Raw genomic sequence first — 24,092 nt, forward strand, 5'->3', positions numbered from 1 at the left:
CCGATGCGGCAGGGCCGCATCGGGGGATCGGGGCAGAGTTTCTAGTGCAGTAATGTGTAAACGCCCTAGAAGTCGTAGCTGACGGTGGCCTTCACGCTGCGTTCGGCGCCGAAGTAGCAGTACTGCAGCGAGTTGCAGGAGGCCACGTACTCCTTGTCCATCAGGTTGTTGACGTTGAGACGTGCGGTGACGCCGTCCAGGCCGGCATTGGCGAAGTCGTAGCTCAGGGCGGCATCGACCAGGGTGTAGTCAGGCACCTGCTCGGTGTTGGCGCGGTCGGCCTGGATATCGGCGCGGTAGCGGATCCCCAGGCCGGCGCCGAGACCGGCGAACGCCCCGTCGTCGAACCGGTAATGCCCCCAGACCGATGCCTGATGACGCGGTGCGTAGATGGCGTGGTTGCCTTCGTTGCCGTCGTCGCTCTTGGCGTAGGTGATGTCGGTGAAGCTGTAGCTGGCCTGCAGGCGCAGGTTGTCGGTCAACTGGGTGTGAGCTTCGAGCTCGACCCCCTGGGACTCGATCTCGCCGATGGCTTCATAGGGATCGGTAGGCTGCTCCTTGGTGGCGACGTTCTCCTGGTCGATATGGAACAGCGCCAGACTGTAGCGGTCCTGGGTGCCTCGGGGCTGGAACTTCACCCCGGTCTCGAGCTGTTGGCCCTCCATGGGCTCGAGCAGGTCGCCGTTGACATCGACGAAGCTGGTCGGCGTGAAGGCGGTCGAGTAGCTGACGTAGGGCGATACACCGTTGTCGAACCTGTAGAGCAGGCCGGCGCGGCCGCTGAACTGGGTGTCATCGAGCTCGCTGGTAGCGCCGGTGCCCTTGGTGGTGTTCTCGATATCGACCCAGTCGTAGCGGCCGCCGAGGGAGAAACGCCAGTTGCCGATGGCCATCTGATCCTGGACATAGGCCCCGACCTGGCTGAGTTCGTGTTTCTCGCGAGTCGGCGCGTACATGGCCGTTGGCTCGGCGCCGTATTCGGGGTCGAAGGCATCCAGCGGCGGGAAGGCGCCGGACGGCCAGCTGATGTCGTTCTCGCGTTGCTGGTAGTCGGCGCCGAACAGCAGCGTATGCTCGACGGCACCGGTCTCGAGCTCGGCCTGCAACTGGTTGTCGAGTGTCCAGGCTTCCATGGACTCCTCGCCGCCGGAATAGTAGCGGTTGAGTTCGGTGTCGTTGGCCCAGCCGAAGCCATAGACCTGATTGAGGGTCACGTCGGTGTTGAGATAGAGCAGCTTCTGGCGGGCCGTCCAGTCGTCGTTGAAGCGGTGTTCCAGGTCGTAGCCGATCAGGCGCTGGGTGCGCTCGAACTTGTCGTAGTCATCCTCGCCATCGAAGAAGGTGTTGTCGATCTTCTGGCCGTTGCGGCTTTCCACCGCCCCCTCATAGGGCACGCCGGAGTGATAGCCGCCTTCGGGGTCTTCTTGCAGATAGGCGTGCAGAGTCAGGCTGGTGGCATCGGTGATGTCCCAGGTCAACTGCGGGGCGAAGGCATAACGCTTCTCCTCGACCGGGCCGAACTGGGTATCGGCGGCGCTGGCCTTGCCGGTCAGGCGGAAGGCGACGCGGCGTTCCTCGTCCAGCGGACCGGTGAGGTCGAAAGCGGCGCTGCGCTGGGCATTGTTGCCCACGCCGACGCGGACCTCGCCGCTATCCTCGAACTCGGGGCGCTTGCTGGTCATCGAGACCAGGCCCCCGGGAGAGGCCCGGCCATAGAGCACCGACGCCGGCCCCTTGACCACCTCGACACTTTCCAGGAAGTAGGGGTCGACGACCAGCGAGCTGTAGGAGTTGGCATCGCCCATCAGCTTGAGGCCATCGAGGAAGGTGTTGCTCAGGCTGCCGTCCGAGAAACCGCGCATCACGATGTAATCATACCGGTTGGAGGCGCCGACCTGGTTGGCGTAGACCCCCGCCGTGTAGTTCAGGGCACGCTGCACCGTCTCGGCGCCTTTCTCCTCCCAGTCCTCGCGCTCGACCCGGGAGATGGCCTGCGGCGTTTCGTTGAAGGGCGTTTCGGTCTTGGTCGCCGCCGTGCCGGTGACGGTCACGGTATCGAGCTGTTCGGTCTGCTGGGCCTGGGTGGCCAGGGAGCTACCGGAAGCCGCCAGGGCGACGGCAAGCGCCAGGGGGGTGGGTCGGAACATGCAGGGTATCCTGTCGGGTTGTGCTTATCAGACCAAGCGGTATTGAATGTAATGAGAATTATTGCCTTTAATGCGCCGTCGTGAGTATGCGTGGCGATCACGCGCCTATGCGCAGTGATCAGATCTGTTCGGTGAGGGAACTCGGCGAGACGCCGTAATGACGGCGGAAGGCGGTGGCGAAGTTGCTGGCGTGGCGATACCCGCAGAAGTGCGCGGCCTGCTGCACGCTGAAACCGCGCGTCAGGTAGTCCCGAGCGAGGGTGAGGCGGCACTCGCGTAGATCGTCGAAGACACTTCGGCCGAAGGCGGCGCGGTACTTGCGTCTGAGGCTGGCGGGACTCATGGCGGCGAGCTCGGCCAGGGACTCGAGGCGATGCTCCCGGGCGGGATCGGCGCGCAAGGCCTCGCGGACCCGTGCGAGACGCTGTCGCTCGCCCGGGGGCGGGATGGCAGGCGCTTCCCGGCGGGGTTCCGGCAAGCCATGGGCCAGCAACTGCAGGCTCAGGCCTTCGAATTGCAGGCGTTGCGCGGTGCCATCCAGGGGAGCCGCAATGGCCTCTTCGAGGGCATGGTGCAGTGCGTTCGGCAGGTGCCAGGCGCGCATGCGCGAGCCCTGGTGGCGGGCCGGCTCGCCGACCAGGGCGGTCAGTCGGGATTCATCGAGCCCCAGGGTCAGGGCGCGGATGCGCTGCCCGGCGGGTTGTACGGCGTCCAGGCCATGACGCTCGTCGAGCTGAACGCTGAGCGCCATGCCGGGGCGCAGGATCAGGCGCTGCTGCGCCAGGCTGACTTCGGCCTCGCCATCCAGCATGACGATGATCGACAACGGTGCCGGGGCCCGGGAACGGGAGTCGTAGCGCTCCAGCACCTCGATGTCGGAAGCCACCAGTTGCATGCCCGGCCCGGGAGACAGTTCCTGCACCCGGCCGCGCACCACGGTACGCGGCCGTGCGCCCAGGTCGGGGAAGTGGTAGTCGATGCCGTAGCGCTGCCCGTAGGCCTTGAGGTCCCGCGAGGTATGAGCCCGGACGCGCTGGCGTTCGACGGCGAGGCGTGTCATGTTGCCTCCGCCTGGCGACGCCCCCGGCACTCCAGGGGACAGTTCCCGCAGTAACCGAGCTCGTCGATCAGGTAACGGATGCAGCACAGGCGGCGTACCCGCTTGGGCGCACTGGCACCGGAATCGTCGTTGGCTGCTGCATCGACGTAGCGAACGGGCTGATACAGGGGGTTGCGGCGTCCGTCGGCCAGCTTTCGAGAGGCCAGCAGTTGTTGAGCGGGGTCGGCAGTCGTCGCGGAAGCCATGGGGTGCATCGGCACCGCCTGGGTGAAGTGCTCGAAATAGTTGCCGGCATTGCTCCAGAACACCTTGGGCGAGGCCCCGGAATAGGCCGCGAGGCCCTCGATCAGCGGTGTCAGGTGACCATCGATCAGGGTGGTGAAGCGTGCGGTGCCGTCCAGCTCGGCCAGGGGGCGGCCCTCGTCCTTGAGACAGAGGCCGGTGACATGGCCCTCCGGCGCCAGGAGCAACCGCAGGTCGTCCAGCGCCAGGGGCAGGTCGCGCTCGAGGAGCAGGTTGGCGGCCAGGGTCGTGGACGCCACGGTGGCGAAGTGCCACTTCGTCCATAGCGAGACCAGGGCGCGGCGGTCGCCGCCGGGATAGCGGGCACTGAAGTCGGCCATCAAGGCGTCGAGACGCGCCGGGTCCAGCAACTCGGTGGCCGCGATGGTATCGGACGCGGCATGGGTCGATACACGCGGTGGCGTCAACTGCTCCATGGGACCGATGTACAGCGATGACAGCGCGAAGGACATGGGACACCGTCGAAGGTGGATGTGTCGGAATAGTAAAACAAATGGGAATCGTTATCAAAATAACATCCCTAGGCGGCCGGTTCGAGCAACCGACATCGGCAGCCCTCGATGGCCTGGGTGATGTAGCGACCCGCCATGCGTTCCGATACGCCGAGGCGTCGGCCAATCTCGGCCTGGGTGAGTCCTTCCAGCCGGTGCCAGGTCAGCGCCTGGCGCTGGCGCGTCGGCAATCCCGCCAGGGCCGTCTGGAGGCCTTTTCGGCACAGGCTGAGGTCGGTGGCGGCCTCGGGGTCGGCATAGGGGCAAGCCAGGCATGTTTCGGGGGCCTCCACCGGTGGCCCCTCGGGGCGGGCACGGCAGCGGCGGTGGTGATCGATGAGCAGGTTGCGGGCGATGCGAAACAGATAGGCCCTGGGCTGTTCGAGGACATCGGGGGCTGGGTGCTGGCCGAGACGCAGGAAGACGTCCTGGCACAGATCCTCGGCCAGATCGGGCGGGGACAGGCGACGCTGAAGATAGCCGGCAATATCCTGGGCATAACGACGGAAGAGGGCGTCGAGATCGGGAGAAGACGTCATGGAGCGTTCCATCCTGGCAAGCGGATTAATGCCCGGATCCCATGGGGATCCGGGGGACATTCTTCTGATGCGGGTGCGGGGACTAGGCCGGCACCTCCCGAGGGGCGTCCTCCGTTTCGCTGACAGGTCGATAGGCGGCGATCGGGTTGGTCAGGGTGCCGGCGAACTGCAGGTTGGCGGCCGGGTCGGCCAGGTCGATCATCTGCTGGTGATCCTTGAGCTGTAGCCGGTTCAGGCAGGAAAGGGTGAACTCCGGCGCGAAGAGATCATGACGAGCGAACTTCTCGGCGAATTCGGGATGCGACCGCTGATAACCGATCACGCACCGGGCCACGCGCTCCCAGAAACGCTCCTCGGTGATATCGCCCTGCTCGATGAGGATCGCCGCCATGAACCGCAGGAAGCAGTCGAAGACATCGGTGAAGATCGACAGCACCTTGAGCGGTTCGGGGACCTCCACGCTGATGCGGGCTATCGCCTCGGGCAGCTCCACGTCGGTATTCATGATGCCGATCTCCTCGGCGATATCCTTCATGATGGCGCGTACCGGCACGCCGTCCTCGAGCTGCAGGATCAGGTTCTCGCCATGGGGCATGAACACCAGATCATGGGCATAGAAGCAGTGCAGCAGCGGGCGTAAATAGACCCGAAAATAACGATCCAGCCAGTCGGAGGTCGTGAGCCCCGATGAGGCGATCAGTCGTGGCAGCAACGCCTGTCCTCCGGCGTCCACGTGCAGCAGGGCGGCCATGGTCATCAGGCGCTTCCCATCCTGCTGGTAGCGCACCGGACTCTCCCGCCACAGGCAGGCCAGCATCTTCTTGTAGGCGCTGTAGCGATCGAAGGACGCTTCGATGGCATCGCGGCGATAGCCGATGGCGGCCTGCTCGCGTAGCACCGTGAAGCCCTGGGCGCACAGTTCGGGATCGCCATCGACCAGCCGCTTGATCCAGTCGTTGATGGCCGGGGTGGCGCGCATGTAGTTCGGCGAGAGGCCACGCATGAAGCCCATGTTGAGGACCGACAGCGCCGTCTTCACGTAACGCCGGTGGGGTTGGCTCAGGTTGAACCAGGTGCGGATCGACTGCTGGGCCTGGTACTGGTCGTGACCGTAACCCAGGCAGATGATGCGTTGGCGAGCCACTTCGGCGGCGAAGGTGATGGCCAGCTTGTGGAACCACTGCCAGGGGTGAGCCGGCATCAGCAGATAGTCGTCCGGCGCAAGGCCGAGCGCCTCGAGCCGGCGGTGAAAGTCGGCCAGGCCGGCCTCGCCGATCTCCTCGTGAAGCAGGCGTTCGTAGTCCAGGCCCTCGATGGCGCTGTAATGGGCATCTTCGCGGTGTACCGCCAGCCATACCAGGGTGATGGGGGCGGCGGCTTCCGGTGCATAGGCGTGGTAGTCCACGGCATCGAAGCCCATGCGACCGTTGTTGGCGACGAAGACCGGATGACCCTCGGTCATGGCGGCCTCCAGGGTCTGGAAGTCGGCCTGGACCAGGCCGTCGGTATCCGGGCGGGTGCCGTCGAGCTTGTAGGCGCTGCCGAACAGGGTACTGGCGACCTCTTCGAGGTAGACCGGCAACATGGCCTCGCCGATCCCCAGCGGTTGGCGGAACTCGAGAATGAACCACTGGGCATCGAGCTCGGTGGGCGCGCCGTCGACACGCCTTTCCAGGGAGTCGAGGTCGATGGCCCAGTGATCCAGCGCCAGGCGGCGGGCGCGGAAGTGGTAGGCGATCTTGCCCTCGGGAGCGACGAGTCGGTAGTCGCCGTGGCCCGATGCGTCGACGGCGAGCGGCTCGGGAGCTATCAGCCGCTCATGGCTGAATTCGGCGATGGCCTTGCGGATCAGCCAGCGGTTGGCGCGGGTCCAGAGCTCGGGCTTGAGGTGGGCGGCGGCACGGGCTGGTTCGGCGACCAGCGAGGGCTCGAGGCGCGGGTCCTGGCGGCTCACCGCCGCGGCGAAAGCCTCGCGGTTACAGAACGCCAGGTGCGCGGTCTTCTCCTCGAGCGCTATCTGGCGGTCGTAGACGAAGCCGACGCGTCGGTTGAGCGGGTGAATCCCGGTGTTGTTCACGTCGGGCTCCACCACCACGCGCCGCGTCCCCGGGTCGTCAAACATGAAGGCGAGAATGGTGGTGATTACCTGGGTCGTGAAACCGGACAGGGGTGTCTCGGCCGGGGCGACCAGGAAGTGCATGCCGCGATCCCCCTCGGCTACCTCATAATGCTCGCCGACGGGGTCGTGTCGTGGGTCGTAGCATTCCACCAGGAAGGCAGGTTCGCCGTCGAACAGCCCCAGGTAGCCCTGGGCGTGGTCGCTCGCCTGAAGGTCGCGATAGAAATCCAGGACACGTTCCGGCGAATGCCCTTGCATGCCCCAGAAGCGGGCTCGCGGGACACTGACCCAGGCATGGACCAGCGCCAGGTCGTCGGGCAGGTGCAGCGGGCGCAGGCTGAAGGTGCCCAGTCCTTGAGCGTGGCGAGAATAAACGCTACGGGTGGTCGGTGTCGGTTGAAAGAGGTTCATCAATCAAATCCTTGCAGAAGCGGAGTCGATGGACCGGGCGGATGTCGTATCCCCGGTCAGCAGCAGGCGGTGAGCCAGGGCGCAGAGGCCGAAGCCCAGCGCGCCGACGATGAAGGGACTGACCAGGCCGTGGGCATCGACCAGTCGGCCGGCGCCCCAGGAAGCGATGAGCACACCGAGTCCCTGGAAGATGTGGATCTTGCTGAAGTCGCTGGCGTAGCGATCGGGCGTGCTGAGACGAAACAGATGCAGCTCGAGGCGTATGGTGACGCGGAACAGGGTCCAGCCGAACAACACTCGCCCGACCAGGATGGCGGCGGTACTGCCGCTGGCCTGAAGCAGCAGGCCGACCAGGCCAATGGCCAGGGGCAGGATGATGGCGTGGCCGGCGGAGCGGCGTCCCAGCAGGTCGAAGGCCAGTAACGCCACGGCCACGCCACCGGGAACGGCGAAGACGGCGCCGGCCAGCAATTCGCCTGGGAGCCCCGAGGCGACCTCCCAGTAGCGGGCGAAGAAGGGCCGTGCCAGATGGGCGCTGAAATAGAACAGCAGCATCACCAGGCCCAGGCGCAGCAGGGCAGTGCCGGTGCCAGGAGCCGGCGGGGTGTCGGGGGTGGAGTGGGGTACCCGGCCGCGCCGGAGCAGCAGCAGGCAGACGACGACCTGCAGGGCGTCGCTGACCGCCATCGCCCGGAATACCTGGGCCGCCTGCCAGTGTTCCAGTACTAGACCGCCGATCATGGCGCCGAGGATGCCGCCGGCGTGCACCACCACCGAGAGCGTGCCGATGAGAATGGCGTGGCGAGTTCGGGGTTCGACATGCATCAGGTAGGGATAGACCAGCAGGTAGCTGGCCTTGGCCACCAGCATGGTCAGCGACAAGCCCCAGAACAACGGCAGCGAGGTGACTTCTGCGCATGACAGGCTCAGGCCGCCGGCCAGTAGCTGGGTGCCGAGCAGCAGCCGCAGGGTACCGACGCGTCGGGCCAGGCGTGCCCAGACGGGCAGTGCCACCATGACCACGAGGCAGCTCATTGCCAGGTAGAGGCCGACGTGGGAGGAATCGGTCACACCGAAGCGTGCGGCGAAGAACTGTGGGTAGAAGGGCAGCAGCATGGCGTCGCTGACCACCGCCACCGCGGTCACGGCCACCAGCCAGGGCGTCGGGCTCATGCAAGCTCCGGACGCTGGGGCTCGAAGACCGCCTCGCTGGGGGCGCCGAAGCGCTGATAGGCGATACGGCGCTCCACGGGATAGATTTCCCGGCCGGTCAGCGCACGGATGAGGCAGGCGTTGCGGTAGGGCCCCATGCCCAGGTCCGGGGCCACCAGGCTGTGGGTGTGCAGTTCGGCATTCTGCACGAACAGCTCGCCGCGGCCGCCGTCGATGTCGTAGAAGCGCCCCACCGCATAGCGCCCGGCTCCGTCGAAGGCGATGCGCGACGCGATAGGCGCCAGGAAGTCCGGCATGTGGTAGCGGTAGCCGGTGGCCATGATCAGGGCCGGCGTGCGGTGGCGATAATGGCGCTGTTGTTCGGTATGCCACAGGGTCAGGTCATACTCGCCGTGTTCGGTGTCGTAGTGACAGCTCTCGAGGCTGGTGCTGGTGAGCAGCTCGCTGTGGACCTCGCTGTTCAATTCCTTGGCGTAGCGCAGGTCGTAGATGGCGTTGATCAGCTCCAGGTCGATGCCCTTGTAAAGCCCTTTCTGGCGCTGCATCAGCGTGTTGCGGGTGGCTTCGGGCAGGGCATGGAAATAGTCGATGTAGTCCGGCGAGGTCATCTCCAGGGTCAGCTTGCCGTACTCCAGCGGAAAGAAACGCGGCGAGCGGGTGACCCAATCGAGCCGGTAGCCGAAGTGGTCGATGTCGGCGAGCAGGTCGTGGTAGATCTCGGCGGCACTCTGGCCGCTGCCGATCAGGGTGATGGCTCGCTGACGCTGCAGCTCGGCCTTGTGGTCGAGATATTCGCTGGAATGCAGTGGACGTGGTTCGACATCGCGACAGCCTTCCGGCAGGAAGGGAGTCGTGCCGGTGCCGAGTACCAGTCGACGGGCGAGGTGCTCGAACGTCTCGCCGCTGGCGGTGTCGCGGCAGCCGACCCGGTAGAGATCCTGGGTGTCGTCATGCTCGACCCGAAGGACCTCGGTGCTGAAACGGATGCTGTCGAGCTGAGCCGCCGCCCACTGACAATAGCGGTTGTATTCGGCACGCAGGAGGAAGAAGTCCTCGCGGATATAGAAGTTGTAGAGCCGGCCCTGCTGTTTCAGGTAGTTGAGCACGCTGAAGCGGCTGGTGGGGTCGGCCATGGTGACCAGATCGGCCAGGAAAGGCGTCTGCAGGGTAGCGTCCTCCAGCAGCATGCCAGGGTGCCAGTCAAAGCCGTCGCGGCGTTCCAGGAAGAGGCCGTCGAGGTTGTCGATGGGATCGGCCAGGCAGGCCAATCCCAGGTTGAAGGGGCCAAGGCCGATGGCGATGAAGTCATGGACGTGCTGGGTCATGGGGTCCTCTCGGGATCAGGAAGCGGCGGTGCTGGCCTGGGCCTCGCGCCAGGCGTGGCCGTGATGGGCGATGCGTTCGGCGATGGCGATGAGGTCGTCGAGGCGAGTGTCCGGATTGAGCAGCGTGAACTTGAGGTAGTGACGTCCCTCGACGCGCGTGGCGGCGATCACCGCCTCGCCGCCACGCGACAGCGCCTCCCGGATCCAGGAATTCATGGCGTCGAGTCCGGCCTCGTCGAGATCCGTCGGGCGGTAGCGAAAGACCAGGGTGCTCATCGGTGGGTCGAGCAGTACCTCGAAGTCAGGCCGGGCGGCCAGATGGGCGTATGCCTCGCCGGCCAGGTCGATGACGCGCTCGAACATCTCGCCCAGGGCCTCCGCGCCCATGACGCGCAGGGTCAGCCACAGCTTGAGGGCGTCGAATCGCTTGGTGGTCTGCAGGCTCTTGTTGACCTGGTCCGGGGTGCCCGCCAGGGCCTGGCTCTCCGGGTTCAGGTAGTCGGCATGGTGGGTGACATGACGAAGGTCGGCGCTTCGTCGCACCAGGAAGGCGCTGCAACTCACCGGCTGGAAGAAGGTCTTGTGGTAGTCGATGGTCACCGAGTCGGCGTGTTCGATACCGGCCAGGCGATGGCGCTCACGCCGTGAGCACAGCAGGCCGCCCCCGTAGGCGGCGTCGACGTGCAGCCAGATGCCATGTTCCCGGCACAGCGCGGCGATCTCCTCGAGCGGATCGATGCTGCCGAAGTCGGTGGTCCCGGCGGTAGCCACCACGGCGATGGGCGTCAGGCCCGTGGACAGGCATTCCTCGAGGCGCTCGCGGAGGGCATGTGGGTCCAGGCGGTAGTCGGCATCGCAGGCCACCGGCATCACCGCCCGATAGCCGAGGCCGAGGATCGCCGCCGACTTCTGCAGGCTGAAGTGGCTGACCTCCGAGCCGAGGATGCGTAACTGGCGGTAGTCCGCCGGCAAGCCCTGTTGCTTGTTGCCGCCCGGATGATCGAGCGAAGCACCGTGGTGGTCACGGGCGATCATCAGGGCCATCAGGTTCGACTGGGTCCCGCCGCTGGTGAAGACGCCGTCGGCCTCCTCGCCCAGGCCGATGCACGCGGCCGTCCAGTCGATCAGCGACTGTTCGATAAAGGTGCCGCCAGCGCTCTGGTCCCAGGTATCCAGGGAGGAATTGATCGGCGACAGGATCGTCTCGGCAAGAATGCCGGGTAGCACGATGGGGCAGTTGAGATGGGCCACGTAGCGTGGATGGTGGAAGTAGACGGCATCGTCCAGGTAGAGGCGCTCCAGTTCATCCAGAGCCGGACGTAGTTCGCCGAGCGGCATGTTCAGGTCGATGGCATCGAAGTGACCACGGAGTTCCTCGGGTCTGGCGCCGGAGAAGGGGCGCTCCACATCGGCCACCTTGCGGCGTACCAGGTCGATGCAGCGCGTCGCCTGTTGCCAGTACGCCTCGGCGTGCCGGGCATTGAATAGCTGATTGACCGCCAGGGGAGCGGGCTCGGTGCCGAGCCCTCTCGCTCTGTCCTCTAGCCGTGATGTCATGAGATCACCTCGTTCGTTCCTCTTCGCCGAGCCGGTGCGGGCTCGACGCCGGATGCCTCTAGCGGATGAGGCGGGTCCTGCTTGATGCGAATGCCTATCATTGTTTTTCAGGCAAGAAGAAGACGCACGAGGCGGAGGGTTCTGAACCGGGATGAGAAATTTTTTTCGCGGAGGGGGAGTGGGGCGGTGAAGACGGAGAGAGCGGTGTGGCGCGAGAAAAAAACGGGGACGACTGGCGTCGCCCCCGGGTATGTCCGCCAGGCAGTGCGCCGGGCGGCTGGCGCATGCGGGCCGTGGCTCAGTAGGCCATCGACCAGCCGAGCGTATAGGTGCGTCCGCGTCCCTGGTAGTCGTAGAGGTACTCCGGGCCATAGTAGGGCGAGTAGAACATCGCCGCGCGCTGGCCCCAGACGGTGGAGTACTGCTCGTCGAGCAGGTTGGAGACGCCGAGGCTGAGCTCGCCCACCGGCAGGCGCTGGCTCAAGGACAGGTCCAGGGTGGTGTAGCCATCGATCTCGCGGTCATCGGCATCTTCCAGGTCGAAGGCATGGCTGGCCTGGAGACGCGCGGAACGCTCGCCGTTCGGGTCATGCCAGCTGACATGGGCGGTGGCGGAGGAGAGCGAGGCATAGCGGGCGTCGCGCTTTTCCCAGTCGCCAGCGTCGTTTTCCTGCTCGGAACGGACCATGTGCAGGGTGCTGCCGACCTCGAAGCCGTTGTCGAAATAACGGGTCACCGAGCCCTCGAAGCCGTAGTCGCGCTTCTTCTGCTCGACCACGCTGACGCTGAGGTCCTCGGCGTTCTCCACGGCCTTGTCGGACCAGGCGTAGTAGAGGGCCGCCTGGGTCATCCAGTCGGCACCGCGATAACGCCAGCCGATCTCGACCTGATCGGTCTTGATGGCGGAGAGCGGGTTCTCGGCGACGCTCACCTCGGCGCTCTTGCCGTAGTACTTGGCCGGGTCGGGCAGCTCGAAGCCCTGGCTGAACTGCAGCCAGTTCTGGTGGCCGTTGCCGTAGTCGTAGAGGGCGCTGGCGTTGAGCAGGGTGGCGTCATAGTCGTTCTCGCCGCCGGGAATGCCCTGGAAGTCCTCGACCTCGACGTCCATGTGCTGCTGGCGCACGCCGGCGGCGAGCTGCAGCCCCTCGGTGACCTGCCACTCGCTCTGGGCGAAGGCGGAGATGCCGTCGACCTGATAGCTCGGGTAGCGCGGCTCGGTCTCGGTACCCTGTTGCACCAGGCCGCCACTGGCGTCGGAAACCGCCTCGTCGAAGGGCATCTGGTTGGCATCGAAGGACTCGCGGTCAAGGTCCAGCCCATAGGTCAACGACAGGCTGTCGGTCAGGTCGGCATCGAACAGTGCCTTGAGCCCGGAAAGGTCGGTGTCCTGCTTGGAGGCATTGAACTGGTAGCCGCCGGCGACCGGATAGGGGAAGGCCTGGAAACTGGCTTCTTCCTCGCGGTGGTAGGCCTGGAGGTAGAAATCCTGGCCCAGCAGGTCGCCATGGTGGTACTGCAGGTTGACCATCTTGCGGTCGGTGGCCGGATCGCGGTCGGAGTCATAGCCGTCGCGGATCTCGGCATCGTCGAGGTTCGGTGTGGCGGCATCCAGGTTGGGGAAGTAGACGCCGCGATCTCCCTCGTAGCCGGATTCGTAGATCTGTGCGGCGACTTTCAGGGTCTGCTGCTCGGCCAGCCGGACATCGAGACTGCCCATGACATCAATGCTGCGGTTGTCCTGCAGGTCGGTCTGGGCGATGTCGGGGAAGATTTCCCGGCCGCTGGCATCGTAGTGGCGACCATTGTCCTCGTAGGCGGCGGCGATGCGGCCCTTGACGTCCTCGTTGCCGCCACTGATCGACTGGGCGAGGCGGTAGCTCAGGTCGTCATCGTCGTTGAAGCCGGAGGTCACGCTGGTCTCGGTGGCCAGGTGGAAGCCTTCGCGCTCGCCCTTCTTGGTGATGATGTTGATCAAGCCGCCGGTAGCCCCGCCGCCATACAGGCTGCTGGCGCCGGAAAGCACCTCGATGCGCTCGATGTTGAAGGGATCGATGGAATCGAACTGCCGAGAAATGCCGCGCGAACTGTTCAGCGAGACGCCGTCGATCAGGACCTGGGCGGTGCGTCCGCGCATGTTCTGGCCGTAGTTGGTGCGCCCCTGGGGGGCCAGATCCAGCCCCGGCACCAGCTTGCCGAGCGCGGTCTTCAGATCGGCGCCGGCGCGCACCTGATCCTGCAGCTCCTGCTGGCCGATCACCCAGACGGCGCCGGGAATCTGGCTGATCTCGGAAGGCGTGCGGGAGCCGACCACCACCATGGTGTCTTGTTCGGTTGTATCCTGGGCCAGCGCCAGGCCGGGCAGGGCGCCGACCAGTGCCGTGAGTCCGACCGTCAAGCGTATGGAATGCATGTCGTGCCTTGTGAATTGTGTTGATCTGAACGGAACATGAGGTTTCGGGACGAGCGGGATTATAGAGAATAAATATGCCATTGATAAGCATTATCAACGGTGAGGGAGAGTCAACGGTGGAGGGGGCTCGTCGCACGCCACGGGATACGAGCACGAGATCGCGCCCCACGTTATCCCTGGTCGCACCGGAGCGAATCGCCACTGGCCTCGGCCGGCGGCTTTCGATATCATACGCAGCCGCTGATACGGGCCTATAGCTCAGTTGGTTAGAGCAGGGGACTCATAATCCCTTGGTCGCTGGTTCGAGTCCAGCTGGGCCCACCAATGAAATCAATAGCTTACGTTCATGGCTTGGTGAGTCCCATAGTCCAAGGGTACAGTTTCGGTACAGTGCCGATCCTTCAGCCCCCTGGAGACTTTCATGGCCACCATCGTCAAGACCCCTGCCGGTAGCTGGAAAGCCGTCATCCGCAAGACCGGCTGGCCCACTACCGCCAAGACCTTCCGAACCAAGCGCGATGCTCAGGATTGGTCACGCCGCACCGAAGACGAAATGGTGCGTGGTGTGTATATCCAGCGCAGTGCCTCGGAGCGCATGACGCTCGAAGCCGCAATCCGGCGCTACCTGGCCGATGTCACCCCTACCAAGAAGCCCAGCACGCAGAAGAGCGAGCACCACAAGGCGCGCACCCTGATCGAGCACCTGGGCAAATACTCCCTTGCGGCGCTGACGCCGGATCTGGTCGCCAACTACCGCGACACACGGCTCAACAGCCTGGGGAGTCGAGGCCAGCCTATCAGCCCCAACACCGTGCGCCTGGAGCTCGCCTTGCTCGGCCACCTCTTCACCGTGGCTATCCAGGAGTGGGGCTTGGGACTGACCTACAATCCCGTCCAGAACATCCGCAAGCCCAGCCCGGGAGAGGGGCGTGACCGACGCCTGAGTCCTGACGAGGAGAAGCGCCTGTTCGCCGTCCTGCGGCAACACAGCAACCCAATGTTGGCCTGGATCGCCAGAATCGCCCTGGAGACCGGCATGCGCTCCTCGGAGATCCTGACCCTCACTCGCTCTCAGGTCGACGTGAAACGCCGCGTGGTGCGCCTCACGGACACCAAGAACAACGAAGCCCGCCTTGTGCCATTGACCCAGGCTGCCACGGAGGTGTTCAAGCAGGCGCTGAACAACCCAGTGCGGCCCCTCGACTGCGACCTGGTGTTCTTTGGTGAGCCCGGTCGGGACGGGAAGCGCGGTCCCTATTCCTACAGCAAGCTCTGGAATCTGGCGAAGAAACAGGCCGGACTCGATGATTTCCGGTTTCACGACCTGCGCCATGAGGCCGTCAGCCGGTTGGTTGAGGCCGGTCTGTCCGACCAGGAAGTGGCGGCGATAAGTGGGCACAAGTCGATGCAGATGCTGAGGCGGTATACCCACCTTCGGGCCGAGGACCTGGTCTTGAAGCTGGACAGGCTTGCGGAAGGGTAAGACGCGACTACCTGCGAAATCAGACAAATATCTATCTTCCAGCACGTTTTGAGCGAGAGGAGAGACGGTGATGCCGTTTTTGAAAATCAAGAAACTGGATTATGGAAAGATCTACAGCGCCTATAAATTGGCACCATATTCCGACAAGCAGGCTCTGCTTAGAGAAGCGGATGAGAAGTTTGGTCTTGACTTTGATCCGGAAGAGATTCTGGAAATGATCATCGATGAGATAAACGAACAACTATCTGATGACGATGAGCTTTTGGAAGTGACGAAGAGCCTCTATCTCAAGTGGCATGAAATTGCCGGGAAGCTGAAAAAGGCTGGATTTTCTGAGCAAGCTAAATTAATGGTCCCGGCGATCAAGGAGTGTGGCTATGACACTGGTGGGCTGGGGTAGAGCTTGCTGTTGATGGAAACTTCTATAGTAAAAATGGCTAGTCTGGGTCGGCTTGGTCGAAGTTTTCCCAAACAGCCAGGTCCTCTGGGTCAATGGGGAAGCTGGAAGTCCTTATTTCCCTCCAGTATTGAATAAACCCTTCGGTCTTCATCTTTATCTTTGAAATGCCCTGCCTGGAAGTGTCTAGCTTCCGGGCTATCTCTGATTGCGAGCACCCCTCTATTAGCAGATCCATCACAGTAATATCCTTGTCCCGTATGTGAAGCCGGGTCATCCTGTAGGCGACCCATCGTGAATGCTGGCGTTGTTCAAAATCCGTGATGTTGAAGTAATAGCCTGTCCTGGTGATGGTGCGAAGGTTGTCATAGAAGGCATCCCTGTTGTTGTGGTCGGTCCTGTACATTGAATCAGGGTTTCGTGGATCATGGTCTGCGCAGAATCTCTCGGTTTTAAGGCTGAATTCATCCCCTTCGTAGAGTTCCTGGTGAGCTTGGCTTCTTTTCCAACAAAGTTCACAAAAGGGTGGTCTGCCACCCTTCCTATAATATGGTGCTCTTGCTTTAGAGAAGTAATATGAAGATATCTTCATAGGCCGCCGGCCATGGCAGAATGAGATCGCATTTCTAATTATGTCGATGTCAGCGGCCCGTAGGTGGTTGTTATATTCCTTGAATCTTGAAGTTATATATAAGTCGGCCTCTGCGAGGCTGGATCTTTTGCAGAAAGCCGAAAACCGCTCCCCATGGAAGAAATCTTCTGCTCCATTGGCGTTAAGCAATAATTCCAGCGGCTGGTCGAAGTGATCACCTAGAAGTGACCAGATAGACCAGCGCCTGGAACCAGTGGTGTATGACTCCGTGACATTGTCACGAAATCCCTGGAGAGCTCCCTTGAGCTCCTCCGAGCAGCCGTCGACCGGGTCCAACTCTTCCAGCTCCATATACCACCCCCTGCGGATGTTTTACTGCACCTTGTCAACCAAATTTACATATATTGTTCCTTTCATTCAAGTGTCTTGGGGCTAGATTACGCAAACACCCACAAGAGATGGAGTTTGAAAAATGGAAGATCCCAAGGCTGCTATTGAGCGTTCTCTTATGGACAAGTATGGCCCTTTAATCAGCTTGGTGCAGTTGGCAGAACTTCTGCACCGGAGTCCGAATGGCCTACGTGTTTCGATGAATCAGTCAAATGGCTACGGGAATGAAATCAGGAGGGCGCGGGTAAGAATCGGGCGCAGGGTGTATTTCCGCACACCACAAATTGCTGAGTTCATCGCTACAGGCGAGTGATCCCATGAGTTACCACGCTCTCGAATGGGCCGTAGAAATGAATATGACACCCGCAGATAAAGTGGTTTTGTTGGTTTTAGCCTGGCATGCCAACTTTGAAAACGTTGGCTTTCCAAGCGTGAGAACCATTGCCGAGGAAACTGGCTACTCAACGCGAACGATCAGAAGGGCAATTAAAAGATTTATAGATCAAGGACTTATGGAGACAAGATCGACGTATGGGGTGCGTGGTAGGCAGACAGTGAATGAATATCGCCTCTTTGTGGGCCAGGCCCCTGTCTGCTTGTTACCTCTCGGGGTGACAACAGGGTGTCAAGGGGAGGGTGACACGGGTGTCACCCCTAGGGGTGACATAACTGTGTCACCCCTTGAACTGACAGAGGAAGTAAAAAAGGAAGTAAGGGACGGGGCTGTGGATAACTCCGGTGGTGAGGCAGGCATGTGGCGTCGCCGAGCAGAGCTGTGGCCCAAGACTCCTGCATCGCTTCGTCGGGGCGAGCGCGCTTCCGTGGTTCGGTTGCTGGATGAGGTGCCCAGGGATGATGCCGCTCTGCTGATTGACGAATTGCACGGTGCATTAAGGGCGAAGGCAATTACTGGCTCACCTGTCAGGTGGTTTGAAGGACTTTTGCGAAAATACCGTCAAGATAATTTTAGAGTGCATTATGCCTACTTTGAATTTTCGAACTCCAAAGGGAAAAGGTTGGATAAGCCGACGTCTCATCCCGTGGAAGGGAGGGAAGGTTTTTTGAGAGTTAAAAAGCAACTGTTGTCTAGAAGGGGTGAGGTAAATGGAGAATAAAGAAACTGGGGGTTTAGAAAACTGGGCTGATTATGATGATGCGCCAGAGCTTGGTGATGAATGGCTAGAAGGGGCACACCACTATCGAGGTAAGGTTATGACAAAGAAAGGACGCGGCCATCCACCTCTTGATAATCCTGATGAGGCTCTGAGTGTGGTGATTAGTGGCGGCCCTCGTTATGAAGACGAGCTTGTCGATCATGGGATTCCAGCGCTTTTGAAATTGATAAGTGTGGCTCAAGGGCATAGCGGGCAGTCTCATCACCTTCGTAGGTTACTTCTTGGCGTTTATAACGGCTATGAGTGGCCATTCGAGTTGCAGCGTCTTCGAGCATTAGACAGGGATCTTCAAGTTGACAGTCTGTTGGTTGTTGCGCTTGCCACTTTCAGCCCCTATGAAGTGCATACGCTTGTGAAAGATGGGGACTCAGTGATGAAGGCGTTTTGGCTGCGTGAAAGTGAGCAAGGTGAGTGAGCCACCAACTGCTAGGAACCGGGGACTCCACCGGCAAAGGCGGGCTGCATCGTTTGGGACCTTCCCTCTGCGGCTTGTGAGGGGGTGTAGGGCGAAATAAAGAGCCAGGCAGGGGGTGGGCATAGGGTCGCTAGTAAAAATCCCTCAGAGGGGCCTGTGAGGCGATTTGATGCAAGCAAGTCTTCTCGCGTGGCGTTCGAAAAGCTGCGAAGCGCTAGCAGTGTGGGGATTGCAGCGAAGCCGGACAGCATTTTAGTTCATTTTGAGTGATTTTATTTCATTTTAATTCATTCTAGTTCATTTGCATGCTCTGAGCCCGAAATGAACCAAAGTGAAGCAAAATGTGTGATGAGCCAATGGCAGGATGTGCATTGTACAGGTACGCCGCATGCGGCTACTGTACAATGCAAGCTGCTTACTCGCCCGTTGGGCTCAACGCTGTCCTGCTCTGCGAGGCTGAGCGGCTACCGCCTTACCAATACACCACCTGTCCCATACATGTTCATGAGCGCCAAGCCATGCGGGGGATCTCGAAGGTGGATTCTTCTTCGAGTCTGCCACTGAGATTTCTTAGAAACTTGTAATTGGACTCTCCACGGCGGCGGCCCACCATGTACACACGGCCATAATCAAGATGCTCGGCTGCTGCCTTTTCAGCTTCCTTGCCCGCACCCCATAGATGTGCACCTTTGATTTCTAGCAATGCGACCTGGTCCGGGGTTTCCCGACCTTCGAGAGCGACGATGAAGTCGGGGAAAAAACCATCTCCCTCATCCCAACGATACAGGCCCAGGGCATCAGCTCTATGAGCGCCGACAGGGTTGCGGTGCCACCATAATACTCGCGTATCTTGGTCCAGAAGCTGCGCTACACGTCGCTCGTCCTCGTTCATGCCGATTGGAAAAACGCCATAAACGCTGCGCTCGGCTGTCTCCAGTGGAACTTCGCTTTCTAGTACAGGCGGGATCGACACTTCGATATCGTGAACCTGGTCCAGCCGTGCCCTGCGACAGGCTTCGCGTAACAATGTTGGGTGGCTAATCAGCACTCGATCGAGTTGTTGTTCTAGAATTTCTTCGTCCTCCGGCGGCATGGCGCCACTAGCTTCGATTGCGTGCCTAAAGCGATCAAGTAGTCGCTCACGAATTTCACGCTCGTTTACGCCTTCTAGCCTTAATACGACCTGCCGCGCCTTTTCGGCGATTGCCGCTACCGATAGTTGGGCCCATACATCGCTACCGTCCTCAGCGATATGGTCACTTTTGAAGATATCGGTTTCACCCCGGCGTACTTGGGTGCGTACGCGTTCCCGGCTAGCCAACACTTGAGCGGTAAAATCTACGAATTCGACCAGGCGGATTTCTAAATCGAGCGGCGCGGGAGGCAAGCGCTCACCACGAAGTACGGCAGGAACATCCTTCCGCCGTGGATATTGACGATTTGATTCTTGCACCGACAGGGTCAATCCAGCTAATGACTGCTTTTGATTGCCTTCAAGAGGTGGTTTCTTTTCGCCCTGTCGATGCTGCTCAGCCTGAGTCAATGCGGCTTGACCGAATTCCAGCATCCCCTGCCAGGATTTATCTGTACCAGGCGGGTTGTTGCTATCGGATTGCTGCTCGTCAGCGCTGTCGTCGGCGTCTTCCCGGGTGATGTTACCATCTGGATTTATCGACAGCGCGAAAGACTCTCCGGTACGCGTAAGCTGCACGCAGCGCTGAGTTCCGCTATAAGTGATAGTCGTAGAAGTACCCACTTCCGGTGCCTGAGTGCGCAAGCTGTTGATCTGTGCACCAGCGCTCAGCAAGCCTTCCTGTGATTCGGCGTTGGCTAGGAACACATAGCCATAGCCGAGAGCTTCTGGAAGGTCATCGCGCCCTTGCAACAGTGCATGTACGCGCATGAGTCGGCCTACCACCTGCACTCCGAAGGAGGGATCGCGCGCGCCACGCAGCGCCGCGAGAGTGAAAGCACGAGGCGCATCGAAACCTAACGCTACTGCCATTTTGAAGATCAGCACTTCAACCTTTGGATCATTGGCCAGCGATATCAAATCGGCGTCGGGCTCGTCACTGGTATGGATACGTATCGCATCTTCGGCGAAGCCTAGATTATCGATTAGATGGCGCCTTGCGGTTTCCTGTGCAGCCTTGCCATTGGGTACTTGTACCAGCATGAGCGGTGTCAGATTCGTGCCGCTGTTGGCTAGCATCTTTTTGATTAGCCGATGTGTCTCTGTACATTCGCGCAACGCCAATTGCTCGAAGTCGATCAACTGTTCAGTGTCGTCGTCTTTGGCAAGGAAGCGCACTACACGCACGCCCCGTTTAAGTAGCCCGGCATTGACCGCATCGATGCGTGCCACTGAGGCCCAATCAGCCTCATCGCCCAGGCGATAACCGGTATCACGTTGGAAAGGAGCGATATCGGTATCGCGTGGGGTCGCTGTCATTAGTAGCGCATAGTCGGGTTTCAGCACGTCACGAAAGAAAACCTGTGCCTGACGTGCGCGCTGGAAACCGTGGTGTGCTTCGTCAACAACGCAGCCGATACGAACACCCTGTTGCCGAGCTAACTCGATCAACGCATCGACGGACAGGCCAGTATCGCTGGTGTTGCGCGCACGGCGCCCAGAGGCATTGCTGGTCGCTACGGCACTCCAGGTTGTGACGAACACCCCACCTTCGTTGGCGAGATCCGGTCGACGATCGGATATCAAGTCAAGCACGCGTAAATTTGGCGCCTGCGCATGTAGAGTTTTGCGGGCCTGTTCGACTAGGCCAGCAAAGGGGGCGAACCAGAACCAGAGAACCTGCTCCTGCGATGAGAATCGCGCCATTGCTTCGATGGCGATAGCAGTCTTGCCGGACCCTGTTGGTGCCTGTAGGACCACCGCCGCATCTTGTTCGCGTACGGTTTTTAGCTCGGCTTCGCTGGCATTACTGAGATGCCGATATTGTTCCGCCAAATTATTGAAGCGAGCAACCAGTCCATCGCAGAGCGTTTCCTGGAATGGCTTGAGAACGAGCGGCATTATCGCTTCCTTTTGCTGAAACGGGCTTGTAAGGCATCGGGGATTCGTGGCCAGTCGAGTGATGGTGCCTGCGCCTCGAAGCGCTCGGGCGACCAGCTATAAACTCGTCCACGGATTGGCTCGGCCTTATCCAGCCAAGCCTGTAGACGCTCGATGCTGTCTGTTTTCTGATCCGCCAAATAGGCAACCCAGCCATCATGGGCTTCGATGGCTTGAAAACCGTAGTCCCCCCAAGGCTGAAGAGGCGCTTCATGCAGCAATTGCAGGGCATACCAAACTTCACCGTGAGCGATTTTTGTCGGCAGCCGGTGCATTGGCACTTGGCGGGTACGCAGATAGGCAAAGCTGCCACCCAATCCCTCGATATCTTCGCCCTTGGCATTGGTATAGCCGCCCATAATCCGTCGTACCCGCTCGGCGCAAACATCGCGGCACAGGTTCTTTCCTGGCGCTTCTTCGGTGGCTTCGCTATTGCTTACCAGAATAAAGCGACGTTCGCCGTTGTCTTCGGCGTTTAGCTTTGCGACAGCTTGTGCCGTTGTGCCCGATCCAGCGAAGAAGTCCAGCACGATATCGCCAGGGTTACAAGCGATTCGCAAGATGCGTTCCATCAGTTGGACGGGCTTCGGAGTAGAGAATACATCTTGCGACGTGTGGAATTTGAGCACATCCAAAAGCTGTTTTTTGGCATCCTGCGTATGACCGACCTCTTGGTAGGTCCAGAGGGTTTGCGGGACAACGCCCTGTTTCGTCTCGGAGAGAAAACGCTTTACGGCCGGAACGTTGTTGCCATCTTTGCCCCACCAGATACGTCCATCCGCATCCATTTCTTTGAGTTTTTTTTCTGAAACTCGCCAATACATTCCTGATGGAGGGGCAGGTATAACGCGGCCAGATGGACAGGTGATTGAGTAAGTACCTGAGCCATAATAATTACGCGCAGAAAGATCACCAGCTTTCCACGGGCCACGTGGATCATTATCTGGATTTTTATAAGCTTTATTCTGGGCGGCATTCCTGGGCAAAGAGTTTGGCTGCCACTTGGAACGCTCCTTCGCATAGACCAATATGTATTCATGGTCGTCAGAAAAATGCTGGGCCGAGTTTTTGGGTGAGTAAACTTTTTGCCAGATTACATTGGCTAAAAAGTTTCCTTCCCCAAAAATCCGATCCATCAACATGCCAAGCCGAAACAACTCGTTATCGTCGATGCTGACAAAGATAACGCCATTTTCCGCCAATAGCTCTTTCGCAAGCAATAGGCGTTGATGCATAAACTCTAGCCACAGTGAATGGCGAAAGCGGTGTGTTTTATCGATAAAATGGTCGTTGTAAACAAAGTCCTTGTTGCCGGTGTTGTAAGGGGGATCGATGTAGATGCAACGGATTCGTCCGGCATGAGTCATGCGAAGGGCACGAAGGGCATCATAGTTATCACCTTCGATAATAAGGTTATTCCAAGGCGACTCGCCATGAGAGAGCGAGGCATCTAGGCTCAAACCGACGAAATCATCGTTGATCGCCCGATCGGCCTCTATCTCGTCACGCTCCCACACCAGTCCTAGCTGGCGTCCACGGTCGCGCTGCTCCAGCAAACGGATCAGCGTTTCGCGATCTAGCCCTTCGTACTTGCTCATCAGTTCCTTATGCTCCACTGGCGAGCACAGGTCTCCCTGCCCTCGAAGCCTCTATTACGTTCGGCATGATACCTATCGCCATGCATGGGTGCATTCGCTAGGCTTTATGCTATCATTGATGTCATTGAAAGCATATGGTGAGGCTGTCATGGCATCGATTACAATTCGTAATTTGGACGAACAGTTAAAGGCTCAGCTTCGCATGGAGGCGGCTAGGCATGGCCACTCGATGGAAGAGGAGGTTCGGATCATCCTGCGCAATGCGCTGAACCGACCTCAAACAAAGGGGTTGGGGACTCGCATACGCGAACGCTTCGCAGGGGAGGGTGGCATTGAGATCGAACTGCCGCCCAGGTGTGATAAGCCTCGTGAGCCGGGGTTCGGCTCATGATTGTTCTTGATACCAATGTGCTGTCAGAGCTTATGAAGCCTGTGCCTGACGCTCGGGTTGTCGACTGGCTGGACAGGCAGGATGCTATTTCCGTGACAATTTCCGCTATTACAGTCGCTGAAATTCTCTATGGCATCGAGCGCCTGCCCGACGGTAGGCGCAAACGTGGTTTCGCAGCCATAGCGGCGGCAATGTTTGAGGAAGATTTCTCTGGCCGCATACTATCGTTCGATAGCGGGGCTGCGATTCACTACGCAGAGCAGGTCGCTGCCAGCGAGAGTGCAGGAAGGCAGGTTCACATGGCCGATGCCCAAATTGCTGCTATCTGCATCCAGCATGGAGCGGTGTTGGCGACACGCAATATAAAGGATTTCGAGACGTTGAGCGTCGAGACGACCAATCCTTGGGAAATGGGCTGATATCGGTACACTGACGGTACAGTGGTTGGTTCGGGCGGGTTACGCTAACTTTCGCTAAGCTGCTGATATTCCTATTCTTTAATCCTTGTTAGGTTGCGGTAGATTTCGTAGAATTTTTAGTATCTTATTGATTTAAAAGCCAACTCATAATCCCTTGGTCGGCGGTTCGAGTCCGCCTGGGCCCGCCATAGAACAAGCAATTACGTTTTCCCTCCTTCCTCACTTTCTGTACCTGCCATCCTGCCCATATTCTGTCCAGCATGGGCCATGGCCTCCCGGCTTCCGAGCGCCACCAGCTTCAACAGCCCAATGTCCTGACTTTTCATCTGGTCATCGAGCTGAGCTGTCCCGTGTCCTGGGACAGGCGATTCTTTTCTTGTTACGTGCACATTGTGTCTCCACTGTCCTACATCCTATGCAGATCTGCCGGTGTTACTCTGCGACGTGCTGTATCCCACAGCACCCCCGCAGCTTGGGCGCCACGGATGGCAAATGCTGCATCCAAGGAGGAACGCGTGGCCAGGGACGGCCTCTTTGCTATCCAGAGATCAGTCGCGCGCCGGGCGGAACCTGATAGCGAAGCTCGTGGCATGGGCCGGGTGGCGGTTGCTGGCCAGCAGGTCG

The 24,092-nt window shown here is 60.3% G+C and carries 19 protein-coding genes and 1 tRNA gene; 8 read left to right on the forward strand and 12 right to left on the reverse strand.

Features of this window, described 5'->3' with window-relative positions:
• Positions 1-65: 65 nt before the first annotated feature.
• The 9 genes from LU493_RS01805 to LU493_RS01845 all read right to left on the reverse strand — a co-directional run bounded on the left by LU493_RS01805 (position 66) and on the right by LU493_RS01845 (position 13,535).
• Positions 66-2,147, reverse strand: a complete 2,082-nt coding sequence (locus LU493_RS01805; RefSeq protein ID WP_275286070.1) for a TonB-dependent siderophore receptor — start codon at positions 2,145-2,147, stop codon at positions 66-68.
• Between the two features lie 118 nt (positions 2,148-2,265).
• Positions 2,266-3,207: a helix-turn-helix transcriptional regulator gene (locus tag LU493_RS01810; protein WP_275286071.1), complete on the reverse strand. Its 942-nt coding sequence runs from the start codon at positions 3,205-3,207 to the stop codon at positions 2,266-2,268.
• On the reverse strand, positions 3,204-3,962 hold the full coding sequence (gene fhuF / locus LU493_RS01815) for a siderophore-iron reductase FhuF (RefSeq protein ID WP_275286072.1): 759 nt from the start codon (positions 3,960-3,962) through the stop codon (positions 3,204-3,206). Before fhuF ends, LU493_RS01810 begins: the two co-directional genes overlap by 4 nt.
• A 68-nt stretch (positions 3,963-4,030) precedes the next feature.
• Positions 4,031-4,540 (reverse strand): RNA polymerase sigma factor, encoded by a 510-nt coding sequence (locus tag LU493_RS01820; protein ID WP_275286073.1) that lies wholly within the window; start codon positions 4,538-4,540, stop codon positions 4,031-4,033.
• A gap of 82 nt (positions 4,541-4,622) precedes the next feature.
• On the reverse strand, positions 4,623-7,070 hold the full coding sequence (locus LU493_RS01825) for a GNAT family N-acetyltransferase (RefSeq protein WP_275286074.1): 2,448 nt from the start codon (positions 7,068-7,070) through the stop codon (positions 4,623-4,625).
• A gap of 3 nt (positions 7,071-7,073) precedes the next feature.
• Positions 7,074-8,243, reverse strand: coding sequence for an MFS transporter (locus LU493_RS01830; protein ID WP_275286075.1), 1,170 nt, complete (start codon positions 8,241-8,243; stop codon positions 7,074-7,076).
• Positions 8,240-9,568, reverse strand: coding sequence for a lysine N(6)-hydroxylase/L-ornithine N(5)-oxygenase family protein (locus tag LU493_RS01835; protein ID WP_275286076.1), 1,329 nt, complete (start codon positions 9,566-9,568; stop codon positions 8,240-8,242). Before LU493_RS01835 ends, LU493_RS01830 begins: the two co-directional genes overlap by 4 nt.
• Positions 9,569-9,583: 15 nt before the next feature.
• Positions 9,584-11,125 carry a pyridoxal phosphate-dependent decarboxylase family protein gene (locus LU493_RS01840; protein ID WP_275286077.1) on the reverse strand — a complete coding sequence of 514 codons (1,542 nt, stop codon included), beginning with the start codon at positions 11,123-11,125 and terminating at the stop codon, positions 9,584-9,586.
• Positions 11,126-11,423: 298 nt separating this feature from the next.
• Positions 11,424-13,535, reverse strand: coding sequence for a TonB-dependent receptor (locus LU493_RS01845; protein WP_275286078.1), 2,112 nt, complete (start codon positions 13,533-13,535; stop codon positions 11,424-11,426).
• Positions 13,536-13,782: 247 nt separating this feature from the next.
• Here LU493_RS01845 and LU493_RS01850 point away from each other — a divergent pair.
• From LU493_RS01850 to LU493_RS01860, 3 genes are all read left to right on the forward strand, one after another.
• Positions 13,783-13,859: transfer RNA gene (locus tag LU493_RS01850), tRNA-Ile, on the forward strand.
• Positions 13,860-13,956: 97 nt separating this feature from the next.
• Positions 13,957-15,018, forward strand: a complete 1,062-nt coding sequence (locus LU493_RS01855; protein WP_275286079.1) for a tyrosine-type recombinase/integrase — start codon at positions 13,957-13,959, stop codon at positions 15,016-15,018.
• Positions 15,019-15,088: 70 nt separating this feature from the next.
• The gene (locus LU493_RS01860) at positions 15,089-15,418 is read left to right on the forward strand and encodes a hypothetical protein (RefSeq protein ID WP_275286080.1); all 330 of its coding nucleotides are present in this window, start codon (positions 15,089-15,091) and stop codon (positions 15,416-15,418) included.
• Between the two features lie 37 nt (positions 15,419-15,455).
• Here the strand turns inward: LU493_RS01860 and LU493_RS01865 are convergent, their stop codons facing one another.
• Positions 15,456-16,358, reverse strand: coding sequence for a hypothetical protein (locus LU493_RS01865; RefSeq protein ID WP_275286081.1), 903 nt, complete (start codon positions 16,356-16,358; stop codon positions 15,456-15,458).
• A 121-nt stretch (positions 16,359-16,479) separates the two neighbouring features.
• Between LU493_RS01865 and LU493_RS01870 the strand changes: the two genes are divergently transcribed.
• The 3 genes from LU493_RS01870 to LU493_RS01880 are packed head-to-tail and all read left to right on the forward strand — an operon-like array spanning position 16,480 to position 17,987.
• The gene (locus LU493_RS01870) at positions 16,480-16,710 is read left to right on the forward strand and encodes a DNA-binding protein (RefSeq protein ID WP_275286082.1); all 231 of its coding nucleotides are present in this window, start codon (positions 16,480-16,482) and stop codon (positions 16,708-16,710) included.
• A gap of 4 nt (positions 16,711-16,714) precedes the next feature.
• Positions 16,715-17,512: a helix-turn-helix domain-containing protein gene (locus tag LU493_RS01875; RefSeq protein ID WP_275286083.1), complete on the forward strand. Its 798-nt coding sequence runs from the start codon at positions 16,715-16,717 to the stop codon at positions 17,510-17,512.
• Positions 17,502-17,987, forward strand: coding sequence for a DUF7673 family protein (locus LU493_RS01880; protein ID WP_275286084.1), 486 nt, complete (start codon positions 17,502-17,504; stop codon positions 17,985-17,987). Before LU493_RS01875 ends, LU493_RS01880 begins: the two co-directional genes overlap by 11 nt.
• A gap of 502 nt (positions 17,988-18,489) precedes the next feature.
• Here LU493_RS01880 and LU493_RS01885 read toward each other — a convergent pair.
• Together LU493_RS01885 and LU493_RS01890 are read right to left on the reverse strand one after the other, a co-directional pair.
• The gene (locus LU493_RS01885) at positions 18,490-21,021 is read right to left on the reverse strand and encodes a DEAD/DEAH box helicase (RefSeq protein WP_275286085.1); all 2,532 of its coding nucleotides are present in this window, start codon (positions 21,019-21,021) and stop codon (positions 18,490-18,492) included.
• Positions 21,021-22,658 (reverse strand): site-specific DNA-methyltransferase, encoded by a 1,638-nt coding sequence (locus LU493_RS01890; RefSeq protein WP_275286086.1) that lies wholly within the window; start codon positions 22,656-22,658, stop codon positions 21,021-21,023. Before LU493_RS01890 ends, LU493_RS01885 begins: the two co-directional genes overlap by 1 nt.
• Before the next feature lie 148 nt (positions 22,659-22,806).
• Here LU493_RS01890 and LU493_RS20000 point away from each other — a divergent pair, with 148 nt between their 5' ends.
• Positions 22,807-23,049, forward strand: coding sequence for a FitA-like ribbon-helix-helix domain-containing protein (locus LU493_RS20000; RefSeq protein ID WP_428994509.1), 243 nt, complete (start codon positions 22,807-22,809; stop codon positions 23,047-23,049).
• Positions 23,046-23,468, forward strand: a complete 423-nt coding sequence (locus LU493_RS01895) for a type II toxin-antitoxin system VapC family toxin (protein WP_275286087.1) — start codon at positions 23,046-23,048, stop codon at positions 23,466-23,468. The genes LU493_RS20000 and LU493_RS01895 overlap by 4 nt, the downstream gene beginning before the upstream one ends.
• Positions 23,469-24,092 lie beyond the last annotated feature (624 nt).

The organism is Halomonas elongata (assembly GCF_029081005.1).
Lineage (GTDB): Bacteria > Pseudomonadota > Gammaproteobacteria > Pseudomonadales > Halomonadaceae > Halomonas > Halomonas elongata_B.

Bases quoted from the DNA above. Each gene is read 5' to 3' on its own strand.
- LU493_RS01805 (WP_275286070.1), bottom strand. From the start codon at position 2,147: ATGTTCCGACCCACCCCCCTGGCGCTTGCCGTCGCCCTGGCGGCTTCC.
- LU493_RS01825 (WP_275286074.1), bottom strand. From the start codon at position 7,070: ATGAACCTCTTTCAACCGACACCGACCACCCGTAGCGTTTATTCTCGC.
- LU493_RS01830 (WP_275286075.1), bottom strand. From the start codon at position 8,243: ATGAGCCCGACGCCCTGGCTGGTGGCCGTGACCGCGGTGGCGGTGGTC.
- LU493_RS01820 (WP_275286073.1), bottom strand. From the start codon at position 4,540: ATGACGTCTTCTCCCGATCTCGACGCCCTCTTCCGTCGTTATGCCCAG.
- LU493_RS01870 (WP_275286082.1), top strand. From the start codon at position 16,480: ATGGAAGATCCCAAGGCTGCTATTGAGCGTTCTCTTATGGACAAGTAT.
- LU493_RS01810 (WP_275286071.1), bottom strand. From the start codon at position 3,207: ATGACACGCCTCGCCGTCGAACGCCAGCGCGTCCGGGCTCATACCTCG.
- LU493_RS20000 (WP_428994509.1), top strand. From the start codon at position 22,807: ATGGCATCGATTACAATTCGTAATTTGGACGAACAGTTAAAGGCTCAG.
- LU493_RS01885 (WP_275286085.1), bottom strand. From the start codon at position 21,021: ATGCCGCTCGTTCTCAAGCCATTCCAGGAAACGCTCTGCGATGGACTG.
- LU493_RS01880 (WP_275286084.1), top strand. From the start codon at position 17,502: ATGGAGAATAAAGAAACTGGGGGTTTAGAAAACTGGGCTGATTATGAT.
- LU493_RS01860 (WP_275286080.1), top strand. From the start codon at position 15,089: ATGCCGTTTTTGAAAATCAAGAAACTGGATTATGGAAAGATCTACAGC.
- LU493_RS01835 (WP_275286076.1), bottom strand. From the start codon at position 9,568: ATGACCCAGCACGTCCATGACTTCATCGCCATCGGCCTTGGCCCCTTC.
- LU493_RS01840 (WP_275286077.1), bottom strand. From the start codon at position 11,125: ATGACATCACGGCTAGAGGACAGAGCGAGAGGGCTCGGCACCGAGCCC.
- LU493_RS01865 (WP_275286081.1), bottom strand. From the start codon at position 16,358: ATGGAGCTGGAAGAGTTGGACCCGGTCGACGGCTGCTCGGAGGAGCTC.
- LU493_RS01875 (WP_275286083.1), top strand. From the start codon at position 16,715: ATGAGTTACCACGCTCTCGAATGGGCCGTAGAAATGAATATGACACCC.
- LU493_RS01855 (WP_275286079.1), top strand. From the start codon at position 13,957: ATGGCCACCATCGTCAAGACCCCTGCCGGTAGCTGGAAAGCCGTCATC.
- LU493_RS01890 (WP_275286086.1), bottom strand. From the start codon at position 22,658: ATGAGCAAGTACGAAGGGCTAGATCGCGAAACGCTGATCCGTTTGCTG.
- fhuF (WP_275286072.1), bottom strand. From the start codon at position 3,962: ATGTCCTTCGCGCTGTCATCGCTGTACATCGGTCCCATGGAGCAGTTG.
- LU493_RS01845 (WP_275286078.1), bottom strand. From the start codon at position 13,535: ATGCATTCCATACGCTTGACGGTCGGACTCACGGCACTGGTCGGCGCC.
- LU493_RS01895 (WP_275286087.1), top strand. From the start codon at position 23,046: ATGATTGTTCTTGATACCAATGTGCTGTCAGAGCTTATGAAGCCTGTG.